The sequence below is a fragment of the Citrobacter sp. RHB20-C16 genome (assembly GCF_013890155.1).
Classification (GTDB): Bacteria; Pseudomonadota; Gammaproteobacteria; order Enterobacterales; family Enterobacteriaceae; genus Citrobacter_A; species Citrobacter_A amalonaticus.
In genome coordinates this window covers 1,629,660-1,649,945 of record NZ_CP057630.1, presented here as the reverse complement: position 1 = coordinate 1,649,945, position 20,286 = coordinate 1,629,660, and the positions used below count along the sequence as shown (strand labels likewise).

General features: G+C 53.7%; 14 protein-coding genes and 7 tRNA genes. 16 read left to right on the top strand and 5 right to left on the bottom strand.

Features of this window, described 5'->3' with window-relative positions; translation table 11 throughout:
* The first annotated feature begins 48 nt into the window (after positions 1-48).
* Genes tcuA through tcuC form a run of 3 tightly spaced genes read left to right on the top strand, consistent with a single transcriptional unit; the run spans position 49 to position 3,928 of the window.
* Positions 49-1,452, top strand: coding sequence for an FAD-dependent tricarballylate dehydrogenase TcuA (tcuA, locus tag HVX64_RS07910; RefSeq protein WP_181825376.1), 1,404 nt, complete (start codon positions 49-51; stop codon positions 1,450-1,452).
* On the top strand, positions 1,439-2,578 hold the full coding sequence (gene tcuB, locus HVX64_RS07905; RefSeq protein WP_044256576.1) for a tricarballylate utilization 4Fe-4S protein TcuB: 1,140 nt from the start codon (positions 1,439-1,441) through the stop codon (positions 2,576-2,578). The genes tcuA and tcuB overlap by 14 nt, the downstream gene beginning before the upstream one ends.
* A 54-nt stretch (positions 2,579-2,632) precedes the next feature.
* Complete coding sequence (gene tcuC / locus HVX64_RS07900; RefSeq protein ID WP_032190702.1) at positions 2,633-3,928, top strand: tricarballylate/proton symporter TcuC; 1,296 nt, start codon at positions 2,633-2,635, stop codon at positions 3,926-3,928.
* Positions 3,929-3,980: 52 nt separating this feature from the next.
* Here the strand turns inward: tcuC and chiQ are convergent, their stop codons facing one another.
* The 4 genes from chiQ to nagE all read right to left on the bottom strand — a co-directional run bounded on the left by chiQ (position 3,981) and on the right by nagE (position 10,077).
* Complete coding sequence (gene chiQ, locus HVX64_RS07895) at positions 3,981-4,313, bottom strand: ChiQ/YbfN family lipoprotein (protein WP_044256579.1); 333 nt, start codon at positions 4,311-4,313, stop codon at positions 3,981-3,983.
* Between the two features lie 49 nt (positions 4,314-4,362).
* Entirely contained in the window at positions 4,363-5,769 is a 1,407-nt protein-coding gene (gene chiP / locus HVX64_RS07890) for a chitoporin (protein WP_043001399.1), read from the bottom strand.
* A gap of 436 nt (positions 5,770-6,205) precedes the next feature.
* On the bottom strand, positions 6,206-7,873 hold the full coding sequence (gene glnS / locus HVX64_RS07880) for a glutamine--tRNA ligase (protein WP_043001400.1): 1,668 nt from the start codon (positions 7,871-7,873) through the stop codon (positions 6,206-6,208).
* Between the two features lie 188 nt (positions 7,874-8,061).
* Positions 8,062-10,077, bottom strand: a complete 2,016-nt coding sequence (gene nagE, locus HVX64_RS07875) for an N-acetylglucosamine-specific PTS transporter subunit IIBC (protein ID WP_043001401.1) — start codon at positions 10,075-10,077, stop codon at positions 8,062-8,064.
* A 324-nt stretch (positions 10,078-10,401) separates the two neighbouring features.
* Between nagE and nagB the strand changes: the two genes are divergently transcribed.
* The 12 genes from nagB to HVX64_RS07815 all read left to right on the top strand — a co-directional run bounded on the left by nagB (position 10,402) and on the right by HVX64_RS07815 (position 17,333).
* Positions 10,402-11,202 carry a glucosamine-6-phosphate deaminase gene (nagB, locus tag HVX64_RS07870; RefSeq protein WP_043001402.1) on the top strand — a complete coding sequence of 267 codons (801 nt, stop codon included), beginning with the start codon at positions 10,402-10,404 and terminating at the stop codon, positions 11,200-11,202.
* A gap of 59 nt (positions 11,203-11,261) precedes the next feature.
* The gene (nagA, locus tag HVX64_RS07865) at positions 11,262-12,410 is read left to right on the top strand and encodes an N-acetylglucosamine-6-phosphate deacetylase (protein WP_181825375.1); all 1,149 of its coding nucleotides are present in this window, start codon (positions 11,262-11,264) and stop codon (positions 12,408-12,410) included.
* Positions 12,411-12,418: 8 nt separating this feature from the next.
* Entirely contained in the window at positions 12,419-13,639 is a 1,221-nt protein-coding gene (gene nagC, locus HVX64_RS07860; RefSeq protein ID WP_043001404.1) for a DNA-binding transcriptional regulator NagC, read from the top strand.
* A 46-nt stretch (positions 13,640-13,685) separates the two neighbouring features.
* Entirely contained in the window at positions 13,686-14,438 is a 753-nt protein-coding gene (gene nagD / locus HVX64_RS07855; protein WP_181825374.1) for a ribonucleotide monophosphatase NagD, read from the top strand.
* Between the two features lie 254 nt (positions 14,439-14,692).
* The gene (gene asnB, locus HVX64_RS07850; RefSeq protein WP_043001405.1) at positions 14,693-16,357 is read left to right on the top strand and encodes an asparagine synthase B; all 1,665 of its coding nucleotides are present in this window, start codon (positions 14,693-14,695) and stop codon (positions 16,355-16,357) included.
* A gap of 223 nt (positions 16,358-16,580) precedes the next feature.
* Positions 16,581-16,657, top strand: a tRNA-Met gene (locus HVX64_RS07845).
* An 8-nt stretch (positions 16,658-16,665) separates the two neighbouring features.
* A tRNA-Leu gene (locus HVX64_RS07840) sits at positions 16,666-16,750 on the top strand.
* A 23-nt stretch (positions 16,751-16,773) separates the two neighbouring features.
* Positions 16,774-16,848: transfer RNA gene (locus HVX64_RS07835), tRNA-Gln, on the top strand.
* Positions 16,849-16,884: 36 nt separating this feature from the next.
* A tRNA-Gln gene (locus HVX64_RS07830) sits at positions 16,885-16,959 on the top strand.
* Between the two features lie 15 nt (positions 16,960-16,974).
* A tRNA-Met gene (locus HVX64_RS07825) sits at positions 16,975-17,051 on the top strand.
* Between the two features lie 47 nt (positions 17,052-17,098).
* Positions 17,099-17,173 (top strand) — tRNA-Gln (locus tag HVX64_RS07820).
* 85 nt (positions 17,174-17,258) lie between these two features.
* A tRNA-Gln gene (locus HVX64_RS07815) sits at positions 17,259-17,333 on the top strand.
* A gap of 95 nt (positions 17,334-17,428) precedes the next feature.
* Here the strand turns inward: HVX64_RS07815 and ubiF are convergent.
* Complete coding sequence (ubiF, locus tag HVX64_RS07810) at positions 17,429-18,604, bottom strand: 3-demethoxyubiquinol 3-hydroxylase (RefSeq protein ID WP_044256585.1); 1,176 nt, start codon at positions 18,602-18,604, stop codon at positions 17,429-17,431.
* A 145-nt stretch (positions 18,605-18,749) separates the two neighbouring features.
* Between ubiF and miaB the strand changes: the two genes are divergently transcribed.
* The gene (miaB, locus tag HVX64_RS07805) at positions 18,750-20,174 is read left to right on the top strand and encodes a tRNA (N6-isopentenyl adenosine(37)-C2)-methylthiotransferase MiaB (RefSeq protein WP_043001407.1); all 1,425 of its coding nucleotides are present in this window, start codon (positions 18,750-18,752) and stop codon (positions 20,172-20,174) included.
* Positions 20,175-20,286 lie beyond the last annotated feature (112 nt).

Genomic DNA, 20,286 nt, shown 5'->3' with positions numbered 1-20,286 from the left:
ATTTCAATTACAAATTTAACAAATAGTTAAATGGTAATGGAGTAGACGATGGTTGATGTACTGGTGATTGGCGGTGGTAATGCCGCGTTATGTGCCGCCTTAACCGCCCGTGAGGCAGGAGCTTCCGTGCTGCTGTTAGAGGCTGCGCCCCGGGAATGGCGCGGCGGGAATTCCCAACACACGCGCAATTTACGCTGTATGCACGATGCGCCACAGGATGTGCTGGTCGAGAGTTATCCCGAAGAGGAGTTCTGGCAGGATCTCTGGCGTGTCACCGAAGGCAATACCAATGAAGCGTTGGCGCGACTGGTGATCCGGACCTCTTCCCAGTGTCGCGACTGGATGCGTCAGCACGGCGTTAATTTTCAGCCTCCGCTCTCTGGCGCGCTGCACGTGGCGCGTACCAATGCCTTCTTCATGGGCGGCGGTAAAGCCCTCGTGAACGCCTATTACCGCAGCGCAGAAAAGCTGGGGGTACAGATTCGCTACAACACGCCGGTACAGGCACTTGAATTGCGCAACGGCGAATTCATCGCAGCCCTGGCAGGTCACGAGCGCATTGAGGCGAAAGCCTGCGTACTCGCCGCCGGTGGATTTGAATCCAACCGCGAATGGCTGCGCGACGCCTGGGGAGAGAACGCTCGTGGCGAATGGCCAGCCGATAACTTCCTCATTCGCGGCACCCGCTTTAATCAGGGCGTCTTGCTCAAGTTTATGATCGATGCCGGTGCTGACATTATCGGCGATCCGTCTCAGTCCCACTGTGTAGCGATTGATGCCCGGGCCCCGTTGTACGACGGCGGCATTTGTACCCGCGTGGATTGCGTCTCACTGGGTGTGGTAGTCAACCGGGACGCGGAGCGCTTTTACGATGAAGGCGAAGATTTCTGGCCGAAACGCTATGCCATCTGGGGGCGTCTGGTTGCCCACCAACCGGGGCAGATTGGCTACTCCATTATCGACAGCAAAGCGATCGGTCACTTTATGCCGCCGGTTTTCCCCGGCGCACAGGCCAATACGCTGAGTGAACTGGCCCGCCAGTTGGGGCTGGATCCCGAACGCTTTACCCATACCTTGGAGCACTACAATCAGGCCTGTCAGCCGGGTCAGTTTGATCACACGAAGCTGGACAACTGCGCGACGCAGGGTCTGACGCCACCAAAAACGCACTGGGCGCGGCCTATTGATACGCCCCCCTACTACGGTTACGCCCTGCGACCAGGGATCACCTTTACCTATCTGGGACTGAAAGTGAATGAACACGCTGCAGTCCACTTCGCAGGCACCCCCAGCCGTAACCTGTTCGTTGCCGGTGAGATGATGGCTGGCAACGTACTGGGCAAGGGCTATACCGCCGGTGTCGGCATGTCCATCGGCACCACGTTTGGTCGCATCGCAGGTAAAGAAGCCGCGCAGGCAGCACGTAAGGAGGCGCATCATGAAGCAGCTTGAAAAACTGATCATCGAGGCCAAAATTCTCACCGAGCCAGAAGCTGAAGTCGAGCGGGTGATGCAGGTGTGTAACGCCTGTCGCTATTGCGAAGGATTTTGCGCCGTGTTCCCGGCGATGACGCAACGGCTGGAATTTGGCAAAGCGGACATTAACTATCTGGCAAACTTGTGCCATAACTGCGGCGCCTGCCTGCACGCCTGCCAGTATGCGCCGCCCCATGAGTTTGCGATCAACGTGCCGAAAGCAATGGCGGAAGTGCGTCTGGAAACGTATCAACACTACGCGCAACCGGCGGCCTTCGGGGCGCTGTATCGCCAGGCTGGCGTCACCGTGACGCTGGCACTGGTCTTTAGTCTGATCCTCTTTTTACTCCTCGCGATGGGGCTGAAGGGATCGCTACTCCATCCGCCGCTGGCCGGTGATTTCTACCAAATCTTCCCGCATAACCTGCTGGCATGGATGTTTGGATCGGTTTTCATGCTGGCGATCGGTTTACTAATGGCAGGGGTGATCCGCTTCTGGCGCGAGATCTCTCCCGTCGGGCCGCGTCCGGCGGAAATTGCCGAAGCGTCGCACAACGCGCTGACGCTGAAATACCTCGACGGCGGACATGGCAAAGGCTGCAACGAGGCGGACGATGCTTTCACATTGATGCGTCGTCGTTTCCACCATTTCACCTTCTACGGCTTTATGCTCTGTTTCGCCGCGACCGTGGTGGCGACGGGTTACCACTACTTCGCCGGTTGGGAAGCCCCCTACCCGTTCTTCAGCGTGCCGGTCATGCTTGGCACGCTCGGAGGAATCGGTTTAATTGTCGGCCCGGCAGGCCTGCTGTGGTTAAACCTTAAGCGCTCGCCACTGCATGGCGACGCGCGACAGAAACCGATGGATCGCGGTTTTATTTTACTGCTGCTCCTGACCAGCCTGACCGGTATAGGTTTGCTGGCGGGAAGAGACACCTCATGGATGGGGATCCTGCTTGCCATCCATCTTGGCGTGGTCATGGCGCTTTTTTTGACCATTCCATACGGAAAATTTGCCCACGGATTTTACCGCTGCGCGTCTTTACTCAAATGGGCGATTGAGAAGCGACGTGGAAAACAGGCGGGGGTCGCAGGCGACTAACCCGCAAACTCTTACCTCTATACATAATTATGATAAGACAGTGGAGCAACTTCAATGACTCAACAACCATCGCGCGCTGGCACGTTCGGCGCAATACTGCGTGTGACCAGCGGTAATTTTCTCGAACAGTTCGATTTTTTCCTGTTTGGTTTTTACGCCACTTATATCGCAAAGACGTTTTTTCCTGCCGAAAGTGAGTTTGCCGCATTAATGCTTACTTTTGCCGTTTTTGGCTCCGGATTTTTAATGCGCCCTATCGGGGCCGTGGTGTTGGGCGCATATATCGACAGGATCGGCCGACGGAAAGGGCTGATGGTCACCCTGGCGATTATGGGCTGCGGCACGCTGCTCATCGCCCTCGTGCCGGGTTATCAGACTATCGGCCTGCTGGCTCCCGTGCTGGTCCTGGTGGGGCGTCTGCTACAGGGATTTTCTGCTGGCGTCGAACTGGGCGGCGTCTCTGTTTATCTTTCTGAGATCGCCACGCCAGGCAATAAAGGCTTTTACACCAGTTGGCAATCGGCCAGCCAGCAGGTGGCGATTGTCGTCGCCGCGCTGATCGGCTACGGTCTGAATGTCACGCTGGGACACGATGAAATCTCCGAATGGGGGTGGCGAATCCCGTTCTTCATTGGCTGCATGATTATTCCGCTGATTTTTGTTCTTCGACGTTCGCTACAGGAAACTGAAGCCTTTTTACAACGTAAACACCGTCCGGACACCCGGGAAATTTTTACCACTATTGCTAAAAACTGGCGCATCATCACCGCGGGTACCCTGCTGGTGGCGATGACGACCACGACCTTTTATTTTATTACTGTCTATACCCCCACTTACGGGAGAACGGTGTTGAACCTGAGCGCGCGTGACAGCCTGGTAGTCACCATGCTGGTAGGGATTTCTAACTTCATCTGGCTGCCGATTGGCGGCGCTATCTCTGATCGGATCGGGCGACGCCCGGTGCTGATGGGCATCACCTTGCTCGCCCTCGTCACCACCTGGCCGGTGATGAACTGGCTTACCGCTGCCCCTGACTTCACCCGCATGACGCTGGTGCTGCTCTGGTTCTCGTTCTTTTTTGGCATGTATAACGGCGCGATGGTGGCGGCCCTGACCGAAGTGATGCCGGTTTATGTCCGAACCGTGGGTTTTTCGCTGGCCTTTAGTCTTGCGACAGCGATTTTCGGCGGCCTGACGCCTGCTATCTCCACCGCATTGGTCCAGTTGACCGGCGATAAGAGTTCTCCGGGGTGGTGGCTCATGTGCGCGGCGCTGTGCGGACTCGCCGCAACGGCAATGCTGTTTGTTCGTCTCAGCCGTGGCTATCAGACAGCAGAGAATAAGCTCTGAAACGCAAGCGGGCGGAGAGATATCTCCGCCCGCTTTATGTTGTCTCTGACGTTTACTTCGCCGTATTGTTACTGCGAATTTCCTGCCAGATCTTATCGCAATCGGCTTTGACAGCCTGATCGTTACCGGTACGTGTCGCCTGAATACACTGCTGGTAATCCAGCACACGAACACTTTCCTGATTTGCAAACTGTTGATGTTGTTTTTCTTTTTTCAGCACATCCAGCACGCTCTGGCAGGCTTCGATTTTCTCGGGCGATCCCTGTGCCGTGTTGATACAGGCGCTATACGCCTCTTTCAACCGACTATCTTCTTTCGGCGCCGTTGACGGTGCGCAGGCCACCAGTCCCGAGGCCATTACGGCGATGAGTATCAGTTTTTTCATAGCATGGTCCTCAACGAGGCGGCAGGCACAAGGCCTGCCGCTGTTGGCATTAGAAGATGGTGAACGGTGCAATCACAATGAACTTCACGTCGCGCTCATCCTGGAAGATGTTGCCGTAACCGCCGCCCCAGCTCGGGATGTTGGAGTGGTTGTCATATTCGGTGAAGTGCAGTTTAAACATGGTGCCTTTCGCACGACCGTCCTGCAGGGTGTAGACCGCATCCAGGCTGTATGACGATTCTTCAATGGTACGGTTTTTGTCGTAGTACGCATCCGGGTTGCTCTGCCAGGTAGACGGTTTCGCGTCCCAGGCATATACATAAGAAGCCCCGACGGCCCAGCCTGGCAGGTTCCAGTTCTTCAGGTCATACATCGCGCCAAAGAAGACCGCTTTTTCGCCGTTGGCGTTGAAGTCTGAACGGTTATCCCACCAGATATCCAGACGACCGTTGGATGACGCATAGGTCGGCGTCATACGTTGCAGGAAGAACCCTTGCTGCCCTTCGGCCTTAACCCAGGTCCCTTCCAGACGCAGGTCAACCACTTCCGCCACTTTATAGCCGAAGGTCAACGCTTGCAGCCAGGCGGTTCCGTCATAGATATCGCTGGCGCTGCGGTCATCAACTTTGTCACGCGCACCGTAGAACTGGTAGCTGGTGGAGAACGGATTGCCACCTAAATCAAACTTGTAGCTGGCTTTGGCGAAGTACTGATCGACATAGCCTTCGGACTGACCAAAGGCGGCTTCCAGCACCAGGTCATTTTTGAAATCATACTTTGCGCCGACAGAATGGAGATAATCGACTTTGGTCTTTTTATCGCCCTGGTAGAATTTATCAACCTCAGTGTGCCATGGCGCTTTATATTCGTTGGCCCACATGTAGGAGAAACTCAGTGCGCCTGCATCGCCGTAGTCAAAGTTTGCGCCCGCTTCAGCACCCTGATAGGTACCTGGCATAAAGCTCCAGTGCGGTGCTAACAGCGTCTGACCAGTAGGCTGAATATAACCGGCACGCGCCCAGGCTGGGCCGTATTTGAATTTCGCGGCGGCCTTGTACAAACTGATTCCGCTCTTATCACCGGAGTAGTCTTCATCGTAGCCTTTGTTCTTTTTCGAGAACGCGATTTCGTTTGGATGGCCGCTGTCGCCGTTTTCTGCCATTTCAATTGCCGTAAACGCCGCCACATCGAGACCGAACATATCTGCTGCATAGCCGGACTGGAAATCCAGGTTGGCGTTCCAGGTCGCGTGAGAAAGGTTGGTTTTGTACTTATCTCCGTCGGTGACATCTTTACGGTCGCGTTCACGCTGCCAGTAATAAATGCCGCCCGTCAGGGTTGAATCATCGATAAAGCCTTCGGCCTGTGCCTGCGGAACAACGACCAGACCTGACAGTGCTGTGATACCGGCGATAGCCAACGCCAGCGCACTACGTTTGCCACTAAACGTACGCATATGTTAATCCTCTTTGACGTATAAATTGCTGTTGCCAAAGGCAAAACAGCGAAAAAATAAAAAAGTAAAAGTAGCACTGAAAAAAACCTCACTGACTACAGTGATAGACTATTTTTCGCGACGCGAATTATCAATATCTTTCTGTAACGAGAATGTAAGAGTATGAGCAACCGCACATAATTCATTGCTTCCTGTTACATTTTATTCATCCATCAAAAAATACCATAAAAGATGCAAATTCTCTTTGTTTTCCAGAAAGATGAACGCGATTTCATGACACTATCTGTTTTTTGCGAGTGTTATCGATAACAGACGGTTGTTAATGGCATTATTTTGTGAATGGGAATTAATTCGCTTCGCAAAGCGAGATTTTTCGTTGAACAGAAGATAAAAAAACGCCGCAGAATGCGGCGCTTGAAGGTAGCATCGCGGCAGTTTATTCGCCGACTTTCGCCCAAGTGTCACGCAGGCCAACGGTGCGGTTAAACACCAGCTTCTCTGCGCTGGCGTAACGGCTGTCCAGGCAGAAGTAGCCTTCGCGCTCAAACTGGAACGCTTTCCCTGCTACTGCGGCTTTCAGCGACGGTTCAGCAAACCCCTGTTTGATCACCAGCGATTCCGGGTTCATCACGGAGAGGAAATCTTCCGCCGCGCCTGGGTTTGGTACGCTGAACAGACGATCGTAGAGACGAATTTCGACTGGCAGCGCGTGTGCGGCACTAACCCAGTGGATCACACCTTTCACTTTACGGCCATCTGCCGGATCTTTGCTCAGGGTATCTGCATCATAGGTACAGAAGATGGTGGTAATAGTGCCTTCCGCATCTTTTTCCACGCGTTCTGCTTTCACCACGTAGGCGTTGCGCAGACGCACTTCTTTACCCATCACCAGACGTTTGTACTGCTTGTTGGCTTCTTCGCGGAAATCAGCGCGATCGATCCAGATTTCACCGCTGAAAGGAACTTCACGCGTGCCCATTTCCGGTTTGTTCGGATGGTTAGGCATGGTGACCATTTCGCTTTCACCCTGCGGGTAGTTCTCGATAACCAGTTTCACCGGATCAATAACCGCCATCGCACGCGGGGCGTTTTCGTTCAGGTCTTCGCGGATACAAGATTCCAGCGACGCCATTTCGATCGTATTGTCCTGCTTGGTCACGCCAATGCGTTTGCAGAATTCACGGATCGCCGCTGCGGTATAGCCACGACGACGCAGACCAGAGATCGTCGGCATACGCGGATCGTCCCAGCCTTCAACGTGCTTGTCAGCCACTAGCAGGTTCAGCTTACGCTTGGACATCACCGTGTATTCCAGATTCAGGCGCGAGAATTCATACTGGCGCGGATGAACCGGAATCGTGATGTTATCGAGCACCCAGTCGTACAGACGACGGTTGTCCTGGAATTCCAGGGTACACAGAGAGTGGGTAATACCTTCCAGCGCATCACTGATGCAGTGGGTGAAGTCGTACATCGGGTAGATGCACCACTTGTTGCCGGTCTGATGGTGCTCGGCAAATTTAATGCGGTACAGAACCGGATCGCGCATCACGATAAACGGCGACGCCATGTCGATCTTCGCACGCAGGCAGGCTTTACCTTCTTCAAAACCGCCGGTACGCATTTTTTCAAACAGCGCGAGGTTCTCTTCGATGCTGCGATCGCGGAACGGACTGTTTTTGCCAGGCTGAGTCAGCGTGCCACGGTATTCGCGGATCTGCTCCGGCGTCAGCTCATCGACATACGCCAGACCTTTGTTGATCAGTTCAACCGCATAAGCGTGCAGTTGATCAAAGTAATCTGAGGAGTAGCGAACGTTGCCAGCCCAGTGAAAACCTAACCACTCAACGTCGTTTTTGATCGAATCAACGTACTCGATATCTTCTTTTACCGGGTTGGTGTCATCGAAACGCAGGTTGCACTGGCCCTGGTAGTCTTGCGCAATACCAAAGTTCAGGCAGATGGATTTCGCGTGGCCAATGTGCAGATAGCCATTTGGCTCCGGCGGAAAACGGGTATGGACTGTGGTGTGCTTACCACTGGCCAGATCTTCATCGATGATCTGACGAATAAAGTTACTCGGGCGGGCTTCAGCCTCACTCATCGTGGATTCCTCAAAGCGTAAACAACGTATAACGGCATATGATCTTATAAGCCGGACTGACTGACAACCTTTAGTTACTGAAAAAGTGGCGTTGAAGAAAAATAGGAGGGATTTTGCTGCAAAAAAAAGCGGCGGAGGTTTCCCCCGCCGCTTCATGTTGCCGGATGGCGTCTTATACCTTATCCGACCTACCCTTTGATCTCATACAGTGGCGTTTGACCGGCAACAACGTGACCGTCGGCTTTAATCACCAGGCCGCTGAAATCGTCGATGTTGCTGCACACCACCGGACTAATCATAGAGCGCGCGTTTGCGTTCAGGTAATCCAGATCCATTTCCAAAATCGGCTGACCCGCGGTCACTTCCGCGCCCTCTTCTACCAGACGCGTGAAGCCCTGGCCGTTCAGCGCGACGGTATCGATCCCCATGTGGACAACGATTTCCGCGCCTTTCTCGGTTTCCAGACAGAACGCATGATTGGTATTGAAGATTTTCACAATCGTGCCCGCAGCCGGAGAAACTACGGTTTTATCCGTTGGTTTTACCGCAACACCATCACCCACCGCTTTGCTGGCGAACGCTTCGTCAGGCACCTGCTCCAGCGCAACCACATCACCGGTTACCGGAGAAACCAGTTCGGCAATGGTCACCGCATTTGGAACCGCCTGCGGTTTAGCTGCTGCCTGGGCAACAGGCGCAGCAGAGGCTTCAGCCGCCGCAACCGGACCGGTGGTTTTCATCGCGTTGGCGATTTTCTCAGCCACGAAGCCGACGATAATCTGCACGCTGGTTTTGTTCAGACGAATCACACCAGAAGCACCCAAGCGTTTCGCCAGACCTTCATTCACCAGCGACGAGTCTTTTACGCTCAGACGCAGACGGGTGATGCAGGCGTCAATACCGGTGAGGTTATCAGAACCACCGATGGCGGCGATGTACTGACGCGCCAGGGCAGAAACGTCCTGCTCTTTATCGCTGCTCACGTTGAGGTCCTGACCGTCCGCTTCGCTGCCAGCCACAGCCAGTTCGCGACCCGGCGTCATCAGGTTGAATTTGGTGATAACGAAACGGAACACCACGTAGTAGATGGCAAAGAACACCAGACCCTGCGGGATCAGCATCCACCACTGGGTCGCCAGCGGGTTACGGGAAGAAAGCACCATATCCACCAGACCCGCGCTGAAGCCGAAGCCAGCAATCCAATGCATGCTCGCTGCGATGAATACAGAGATCCCGGTCAGGACGGCGTGAATCACATACAGAACCGGCGCAACGAACATGAAGGAGAATTCCAGCGGTTCAGTGATACCGGTAAAGAATGCCGCAAACGCACCGGCCATCATAATACCCAGCACTTTCGCCTTGTTCTCAGGACGCGCGCAGTGGTAGATAGCCAGCGCCGCACCCGGCAGACCAAACATCATGATTGGGAAGAAGCCCGCCTGATAACGACCGGTAATCCCGACAACTGCTTTACCCGATTCAATAGACTGGGCACCGCCGAGGAAGTTAGGAATGTCGTTAATCCCCGCAACGTCGAACCAGAATACGGAGTTCAGGGCGTGATGCAGACCCACCGGAATCAACAGACGGTTAAAGAAGGCGTAGATACCCGCACCGGTTGAGCCCAGTTTTTGAATGTGTTCACCGAAGTTAACCAGACCGTCGAAAATTACCGGCCAGATGTACATCATGATGAACGCCACAACGATCATCACAAAAGAGGTGAGGATCGGTACCAGACGGCGCCCGCTGAAGAAGGAGAGCGCTTTCGGAAGCTCAACGCTACTAAAGCGGTTGTACAGTTCAGCAGAGATAATACCCACAAGGATACCCACAAACTGGTTGCTGATCTTTCCGAAAGCAGCAGGCACCTGGTCTGCAGGGATCTTCTGAATCATGGAAACCGCCGCCGGAGAACAGAGCGTGGTCAGCACCAGGAAGCCCACAAAACCGGTCAGCGCCGCAGCACCGTCTTTATCTTTAGACATACCGTAAGCCACACCGATAGCAAACAGTACGGACATGTTATCGATAATGGCGGAACCGGACTTAATGAAGAACGCCGCAAGGGCGTTATCTCCACCCCAACCTACCGGGTCGATCCAATAGCCGACCCCCATCAATATTGCCGCCGCAGGCAGCGTGGCGACCGGCACCATTAGCGCACGGCCTACCTTTTGCAGATAACCTAGAATACTCACTTTCTTCCCCCTTTGAGACCCCGTTAAGGCTCGCTTTAAGCTGTGTTTTTATTTTGTCACTAACTTATTGAAATTCAGTTGTTGCTTTACTGGCATTGTGAGTGTGTAAAAATTTAATTCGTACCGCAAATTAAAAGCGTGTTTTTTGTGAGTTTAGTCACCAAATATCGTTATATTCACTCCCTTTTACTGGCTATGTGGGAAAACTTATTTTATCATTCAAAAAATCAAGACAGATTGACCCAACTGATGCATGCCAGGTTACGCTTTGCCATGCACCTGCACAATCCGTCAACGGCTTACATTTACTTTCTGAGGTGAAGAATGAGACTGATTCCCCTGACTTCCGCTGAACAGGTCGGCAAATGGGCGGCACGCCATATCGTTAATCGCATCAACGCGTTCAAACCGACAGCCGATCGTCCGTTTGTTCTGGGTCTGCCGACAGGCGGCACGCCGTTGACAGCGTATAAAGCCTTAGTCGAAATGCACAAAGCGGGCCAGGTTAGCTTCAAACACGTCGTGACGTTCAATATGGACGAATATGTCGGCTTGCCAAAAGAGCATCCGGAAAGCTACTACAGCTTCATGCATCGCAATTTCTTTGACCATGTTGATATTCCAGCAGAAAATATCAACCTGCTCAACGGCAACGCGCCGGACATCGACGCCGAATGCCGTCAGTATGAAGAAAAGATCCGTTCCTACGGTAAAATCCACCTGTTCATGGGGGGTGTCGGCAATGATGGTCATATCGCCTTTAACGAACCGGCTTCGTCGCTGGCTTCTCGTACCCGTATCAAAACCCTGACGCATGACACCCGTGTGGCAAACTCCCGTTTCTTTGACGGCGACGTGGATCAGGTACCGAAGTACGCGCTGACCGTTGGCGTGGGTACCCTGCTGGACGCTGAAGAAGTGATGATTCTGGTGCTGGGTTCGCAGAAAGCGCAGGCGCTGCAAGCTGCGGTGGAAGGCAATGTGAACCACATGTGGACCATCAGCTGTCTGCAACTGCATCCGAAAGCGGTTGTGGTGTGCGATGAGCCGTCCACAATGGAACTGAAAGTTAAGACACTGAAATATTTCAACGAGTTAGAAGCCGAAAATATCAAAGGTCTGTAATGTAGTCTCCGCCCTGTTTTATGTTCAGGGCGGCATTTTTTTTGAAATCGGGGGTCGGAATGTATGCTTTAACCCAGGGCCGGATCTTCACCGGTCACGAAATTCTTGATGACCATGCGATTGTTGTCGCCAATGGCCTGATTGACCGCGTTTGTCCTGTGGCAGAACTGCTGCCAGAGATCGAACAACGTTCAGTGAACGGGGCCATTCTTTCCCCCGGCTTTATCGATGTCCAGCTCAACGGCTGCGGCGGCGTGCAGTTTAACGACACGGCAGAAGCCGTCACCGTTGAAACGCTGGAGATCATGCAGAAGGCCAACGAGAAATCGGGCTGCACCAACTACCTGCCTACGCTGATTACCACCAGCGATGATCTCATGAAGCAAGGCATTCGCGTGATGCGTGAATACCTGGCCAAACATCCGAATCAGGCGCTGGGTCTGCACCTGGAAGGCCCGTGGCTGAACCTGGTGAAAAAAGGGACGCACAATCCGAGCTTTGTCCGTCAGCCTGACGCTGCGCTGGTCGATTTCCTGTGCGATAATGCCGACGTAATCACCAAAGTGACGCTGGCGCCGGAAATGGTTCCTGCGGAAGTGATCAGCAAGTTGGCGAATGCCGGGATTGTAGTCTCCGCCGGGCACTCCAACGCCACGCTGAAAGAAGCGAAAACCGGGTTCCGTGCAGGTATCACCTTTGCTACACATCTGTTCAATGCGATGCCTTATATCACCGGACGCGAACCGGGCCTGGCAGGTGCGATTCTGGATGAAGCTGATATCTATTGCGGCGTGATTGCCGACGGTCTGCACGTTGACTATGCCAATATCCGCAACGCCAAACGGCTGAAAGGCGACAAACTGTGCCTGGTGACGGATGCGACTGCGCCGGCAGGGGCAAATATTGAACAGTTCATTTTTGCTGGTAAAACAATATACTACCGCAATGGACTCTGTGTAGATGAGAACGGGACGCTGAGCGGTTCATCACTAACCATGATTGAAGGCGTGCGTAATCTGGTTGAACATTGCGGTATCGCACTCGACGAAGTGCTGCGCATGGCGACCCTCTACCCTGCGCGTGCCATCGGTGTTGAGAAACACCTCGGCAGTATCGAGGCGGGTAAAGTGGCGAACCTGACCGCTTTCACACACGACTTTAAAATCATCAAGACCATCGTTAATGGTAACGAGGTCGTTACTGAGTAAGAGAAAGTATGACACCAGGCGGACAAGCTCAAATAGGTAATGTTGATCTCGTAAAACAGCTTAACAGCGCGGCCGTTTACCGCCTGATTGACCAGCATGGGCCAATCTCGCGGATCCAGATTGCCGAACAAAGCCAGCTTGCCCCCGCCAGCGTAACCAAAATTACGCGTCAACTGATTGAACGCGGACTGATCAAAGAAGTCGATCAACAGGCCTCCACCGGAGGCCGCCGCGCCATCTCTATCGTCACCGAAACCCGCAGTTTTCACGCCATTGGCGTGCGTCTTGGCCGCCACGACGCGACCATCACCCTGTTCGACCTGAGCAGCAAAGTGCTGGCGGAAGAGCACTATCCTCTGCCCGAACGGACGCAGGAAACGCTGGAACACGCGTTGCTCAATGCCATTACCGCTTTTATTGACAGCAATCAGCGCAAAATCCGCGAGCTCATCGCCATTTCCGTGATTCTGCCGGGGCTTGTCGATCCGGAAAGCGGCAAGATCCACTATATGCCGCATATTCAGGTGGAGAACTGGGGACTGGTTGAGGCACTGGAAAAGCGGTTCCTCGTCACCTGTTTTGTCGGTCACGATATCCGCAGTCTGGCGCTGGCAGAGCACTACTTTGGTGCAAGTCAGGATTGCGAAGACTCCATTCTGGTGCGCGTCCACCGCGGAACAGGCGCCGGAATAATCTCTAACGGGCGAATTTTTATTGGTCGTAACGGCAACGTTGGCGAGATTGGTCACATCCAGGTTGAACCATTGGGCGAGCGCTGCCACTGCGGCAATTTCGGTTGTCTGGAAACCATTGCTGCAAACGCGGCGATTGAACATCGCGTTCTTAATCTGCTCAAGCAAGGTTACCAGAGCCGTGTTCCGCTGGAAGACTGCACGATCAAAACCATCTGCAAGGCGGCAAATAAGGGCGACAGCCTGGCTTCTGAGGTGATCGAGCACGTCGGGCGTCATCTGGGCAAAACCATTGCGATCGCCATCAACTTGTTTAATCCACAAAAAGTCGTGATTGCCGGTGAGATCACCGAAGCCGATAAAGTGCTGTTACCCGCCATTGAAAGCTGCATTAATACGCAGGCGCTGAAGGCGTTTCGCACGAATTTGCCCGTGGTGCGTTCTACGTTGGATCACCGCTCAGCCATCGGTGCGTTTGCGCTGGTAAAACGCGCTATGCTCAACGGTATTTTGCTCCAGCATTTGCTGGAAAACTGATGCGCTCTTATAGTATCGGATTAATAACACATCTCCTGGGTAGTTCATGACCATTAAGAATGTCATTTGTGATATCGACGGCGTGCTAATGCACGACAACGTCGCCGTACCGGGTGCGGCGGAATTTTTGACTGGCGTAATGGAAAAAGGCCTGCCGCTGGTGCTGTTGACCAATTACCCGTCGCAGACCGGCCAGGATCTGGCGAACCGTTTCGCGACGGCTGGCGTCAATGTGCCGGTCAGCGTGTTTTATACCTCGGCCATGGCGACCGCCGATTTCCTGCGTCGTCAGGAAGGGAAAAAGGCATATGTGGTCGGCGAAGGCGCACTGATCCACGAATTGTATAAAGCCGGTTTCACCATTACCGATGTAAACCCGGATTTCGTTATCGTTGGCGAGACCCGTTCCTACAACTGGGACATGATGCACAAAGCAGCTTACTTTGTGGCAAACGGCGCACGCTTTATCGCTACCAACCCGGACACTCACGGTCGCGGGTTTTATCCGGCCTGTGGCGCGCTCTGTGCAGGTATCGAAAAAATCTCCGGTCGTAAACCGTTCTACGTTGGTAAACCCAGTCCGTGGATCATTCGCGCGGCGTTAAATAAAATGCAGGCGCACTCGGAAGAGACGGTCATTGTCGGCGATAACCTGCGCACCGATATTCTCGCGGGCTTCCAGGCGGGACTCGAAACCATTCTGGTGCTCTCCGGCGTTTCCACGCTGGATGACATCGACAGTATGCCGTTCCGCCCGAGCTGGATTTATCCCTCCGTCGCTGAAATCGACGTTATTTAAAACGAACCACGTCTCAGGACGTGGTTCTTCATTTCTGCCTCATGAAAAAACCACCCCGTTCAACAAAAGTGGCAAAAAAATGATAATCCATCAATGAATATGCTCAATACGTAATCTTTTTTCACCATTCAGCAATAGCAATTGCGTTTTTTCTTTTTCAGACCGCAAACCCCTTGCGCCTCTTGTTTCTTTGCGGCATTTTCTTTAGCAAGCAAACACAAAAAGCATTACGCAACAGGTTAACGGAGAAGGTTATGTGTTCAATTTTCGGCGTATTCGATATTAAGTCAGATGCAGGTGAACTGCGTAAAAAAGCGCTTGAGCTGTCACGCCTGATGCGCCATCGCGGCCCGGACTGGTCCGGTATTTATGCCTGTGATAAGGCCATTCTGGCCCATGAACGTCTGTCGATTGTCGACGTCAACGCCGGTGCGCAGCCGCTGTATAACGAAAAGAAAACCCACGTGCTGGCCGTCAACGGTGAAATCTATAACCACCAGGCGCTGCGTGCAGAATATGGCGATCGCTACGCGTTCCAGACCGGCTCTGACTGCGAAGTGATCCTCGCGCTGTATCAGGAAAAAGGCGTAGAGTTTCTTGACGACCTGCAAGGGATGTTTGCCTTCGCGCTGTATGACAGCGAGCAGGATGCATATTTGATTGGTCGCGACCATATCGGCATTATCCCGCTGTATATGGGCTACGACGAATTCGGCAACCTGTATGTGGCGTCAGAAATGAAAGCGCTGGTGCCGGTGTGCCGCACCATTAAAGAGTTCCCGGCGGGGAGCTATCTGTGGAGCAAAGACGGTGAAATCCGTCAGTACTATCAGCGTGACTGGTTCGATTTTGACGCGGTAAAAGATAACGTTACCGACAAAAACGAACTGCGTCAGGCGCTGGAAGATTCCGTCAAAAGCCACCTGATGTCAGACGTGCCTTACGGCGTGCTGCTCTCTGGCGGCCTGGACTCTTCCGTTATCTCAGCGATCACCAAAAAATTCGCCGCCCGTCGTGTCGAAGATGACGAACGTTCTGAAGCCTGGTGGCCGCAACTCCACTCCTTTGCCGTCGGTCTGGAAGGCTCTCCGGATCTGAAAGCCGCGCAGGAAGTGGCGAACCATCTGGGGACCGTACACCATGAGATTCACTTTACGGTACAGGAAGGGCTGGACGCGATCCGCGACGTGATTTATCACATCGAAACCTACGATGTCACCACCATTCGCGCCTCCACGCCGATGTACTTAATGTCGCGTAAGATCAAGGCGATGGGCATCAAAATGGTGCTGTCTGGCGAAGGGTCGGATGAAGTGTTCGGCGGCTATCTCTATTTCCATAAGGCGCCAGACGCCAAAGAACTGCACGAAGAGACCGTACGTAAACTCCAGGCGCTGCATATGTTCGACTGCGCCCGCGCCAACAAGGCGATGTCGGCCTGGGGGGTGGAAGCACGCGTCCCGTTCCTGGATAAAAAATTCCTCGACGTGGCGATGCGCATCAACCCGGAAGATAAAATGTGCGGCAACGGCAAGATGGAAAAACATATCCTTCGCGAATGTTTTGAATCCTATCTGCCGGCAAGCGTCGCATGGCGTCAGAAAGAGCAGTTCTCCGACGGTGTGGGTTACAGTTGGATCGACACCCTGAAAGAGGTGGCCGCTAAGCAAGTTTCCGATCAGCAACTGGAAACCGCCCGCTTCCGCTTCCCGTACAACACGCCGTCCTCAAAAGAAGCGTATCTGTACCGCGAGATCTTCGAAGAGTTGTTCCCGGTACCAAGCGCCGCAGAATGTGTACCGGGTGGCCCTTCCGTCGCCTGCTCTTCTGCTAAGGCGATCGAATGGGACGAAGCGTTCAAAACCATGAACGATCCATCCGGTCGCGCAGTGGGTGTTCACCAGTCCGCTTATCAATAAGCCACGCTGATGAAAAAGGGCCTTTCGGGGCCCTTTTTTGATCCTGAAAAACGGTTCAGAAAGCGATTAATAACCAATAATTGCCGAATATTGCGCCACGCTGTTCGCAACCTAACCAAACAGTCACATTCCGGGCGTTTTCGATGAAAAAGGGGTTGACGCTTCAAGGCTCAATACGCATAATGCGCCCCGCAACGCCGATAAGGTAAGCGCGAAAAAAGAGGGCTACGTAGCTCAGTTGGTTAGAGCACATCACTCATAATGATGGGGTCACAGGTTCGAATCCCGTCGTAGCCACCATCTTTTTTGCGGGAGTGGCGAAATTGGTAGACGCACCAGATTTAGGTTCTGGCGCCGCAAGGTGTGCGAGTTCAAGTCTCGCCTCCCGCACCATTCCCATAAAAGCGTTGCACGGATGGGGTATCGCCAAGCGGTAAGGCACCGGTTTTTGATACCGGCATTCCCTGGTTCGAATCCAGGTACCCCAGCCATTTTTCTTCGAGTTTGCGGATTACCGCGACGGTCATTGGGGTATCGCCAAGCGGTAAGGCACCGGTTTTTGATACCGGCATTCCCTGGTTCGAATCCAGGTACCCCAGCCATCGAAGAAACACCCTGGCTACGTAGCTCAGTTGGTTAGAGCACATCACTCATAATGATGGGGTCACAGGTTCGAATCCCGTCGTAGCCACCATATTCAGAACACGTTAGTTTCTTTAAACGGGTTCAAAAACAATTTGTTGGGGTATCGCCAAGCGGTAAGGCACCGGATTCTGATTCCGGCATTCCGAGGTTCGAATCCTCGTACCCCAGCCAAATTTCAAGATGTACTGCACTATTGAGGTATCTCCAGGCTGTAAAGCACCAGGCTGAGTCCGGCACGAGATAACCGACATACCATTGGGGTATCGCCAAGCGGTAAGGCACCGGATTCTGATTCCGGCATTCCGAGGTTCGAATCCTCGTACCCCAGCCACATCAGAAAAGCTCGCTTCGGCGAGCTTTTTGCTTTTCTGCTAGTGACCAACGAACAGGCCTGATAAGCGTACCGCCATCAGGCCTTTATCAACACTACAGCCCTAATGCGTATTTCAGCGCCTGACGTTTTAACACGCCAGCGCGTTCAGCCGCCATTAGTCCAAGGTTACGAATAATCCGCAGCGGCTGCATATCATTACTGAATCCGGCGTAGAACAGATCCATCCCGCTTTGCATGATGAAGTTATCTGCCATGCGCCGGGTCTGGTAACGTTTCAGAACCGGCTGACTCGCCCAGGACTCGCCATAACTGCGGGCATTCACCAGCACATCAATCAGCGCATCCACGTCGCGATAGCCCAGGTTTACCCCCTGCCCGGCCAGCGGATGAATGGTGTGCGCCGCATCACCAACCAGCGCCAGCCCCGGCTGCACATATTGTAGGGCATGACGGCGCGTCAGCGGAAACGCACCTGCCGCGACGGGCATCACCTGTCCCAGACGCGCCGGGAAATGCTTCGCGATCTCCGTCTGAAGCTGCGACATACTTAGCCCCTGCAACTGACGGATCCGCGCCGGTGAGTCATACCACACCAGCGATGCCCAGTTATCGAACAACGGCAGAAACGCGCGCGGCCCCTCCGGCGTAAACTGCTGCCAGGTGCTGTCACCAGGGTCATTCTCGCACTGAACGGTAATCAGCATACAGGATTGCGCATACTGCCAGGCGTGAATGCCAATGCCGGCCATCTGCCGCACCTGCGAATTTGCGCCATCCGCGCCAATCACCAGTTTTGCGGTGATTCGCTCGCCACCGGCCAGTTCCAGCTCATGACGTTCGTTATGGCGATGCAGCGCAATCAGCGAAGCCGGAACCCGCAGCGTCACTTTCGGATGCGCTTCCAGCGCCTGCCAGAGCGCCTGTTGCAGAACGTTGTTTTCAACCATATACCCAAGTAGCGGCAGCTTCAGTTCGCTGGCGTCAAACACCACATGTGCGTTTTCCCACTCCCAGGTTTCCAGTCGACGATAGGGATGACTGCGCATCCCCTGCACGGCATCCCAGACGCCGAGTCCCTTCAGCAGTGAAACCGAGGCGGCGCTGATCGCCGAAATACGCACGTCCGGCTGGCTGTGTGCAACAAACGGCGCAGGCGCGGCGTGTTCAATCACCGTTACTGTGAAGCCGTGTTGTGCCAGTCCCAGCGCCAGTGCGCCACCGACCATTCCCCCGCCGACAATGGCAATTTCCGTTGGTTGATTTGTCATGGTCAATCATCCTGTTGCATGAATAAGACAAGTTTACAGGATTTTTTACCCCTTGAGGCTGATAACGGTCATACTGGTCACCAGGGCAGCAAAGCATTACACTATGCGCCCTGCAATTCAGCCACTATTTCGCAAGAGCAAGTCGATGACCAAAAAACTCCATATTAAAACCTGGGGCTGTCAGATGAACGAATACGATTCATCGAAGATGGCCGATCTGCTGGATGCCACTCACGGGTATCAACTGACCGATGTGGCGGAAGAAGCGGATGTGCTGCTGCTGAATACCTGCTCAATCCGCGAGAAGGCTCAGGAAAAAGTCTTCCATCAGTTGGGCCGCTGGAAGCTCTTGAAAGAGAAAAATCCCGATCTGATCATCGGCGTCGGCGGGTGTGTGGCGTCTCAGGAAGGCGATCATATCCGCCAACGCGCGCACTATGTCGACATTATCTTCGGGCCGCAAACGCTGCATCGCCTGCCGGAAATGATTAACTCCGTTCGCGGCAACCGTAGTCCGGTTGTTGATATTAGCTTCCCGGAGATCGAGAAGTTTGACCGCCTGCCAGAACCGCGTGCGGAAGGTCCGACCGCGTTTGTCTCTATTATGGAAGGCTGCAACAAATATTGTACTTACTGCGTGGTGCCTTACACCCGCGGTGAGGAAGTCAGCCGTCCGTCTGATGACATTCTGTTTGAAATCGCCCAGCTTGCCGCTCAAGGCGTCCGTGAAGTCAATCTGCTTGGCCAGAACGTCAACGCCTGGCGCGGACAAAACTACGACGGTACCACCGGTTCGTTCGCCGACCTGCTGCGTCTGGTTGCCGCCATTGACGGTATCGATCGCATCCGCTTCACCACCAGCCATCCGATCGAGTTCACCGACGACATTATCGATGTCTATCGCGACACGCCGGAACTGGTGAGCTTCCTGCACCTGCCGGTACAGAGCGGTTCGGATCGCGTACTGAATCTGATGGGACGTACCCACACGGCGCTGGAATATAAAGCGATCATTCGCAAGTTGCGTGCGGCACGTCCGGACATTCAGATAAGCTCCGACTTCATCGTCGGCTTCCCAGGTGAAACCACCCAGGACTTCGAGCAGACCATGAAGCTGATTGCTGACGTTAATTTCGACATGAGCTACAGCTTCATCTTCTCTGCACGTCCGGGAACGCCAGCCGCCGATATGGTCGATGATGTGCCGGAAGAAGAGAAGAAACAGCGTCTGTATATTCTTCAGGATCGCATTAACCAGCAGGCAATGGCCTGGAGCCGTCGTATGCTCGGCACCGTTCAGCGTATTCTGGTAGAAGGAACGTCGCGTAAGAGCATCATGGAATTGTCTGGTCGTACCGAAAATAACCGCGTGGTGAACTTCGAAGGCACGCCGGAGATGATTGGTAAATTTGTCGATGTGGAAATTACCGATGTCTGGACCAACTCACTGCGCGGGAAAGTGGTGCGTACCGAAGACGAAATGGGTCTGCGCATTGCAGAAACCCCGGAATCGGTGATTGCGCGAACCCGTAAAGAGAACGAGATTGGCGTCGGGTTCTGGCAGCCTTAATTCTGCTGAAAACGTCAAAATGCCCGATAACGCTGCGCTTATCGGGCCTACAAAGCACGACGCTTCACAGGCCCGATAAGGCTCTTGTATTTCCTCTCTGCGCCCCCATCTT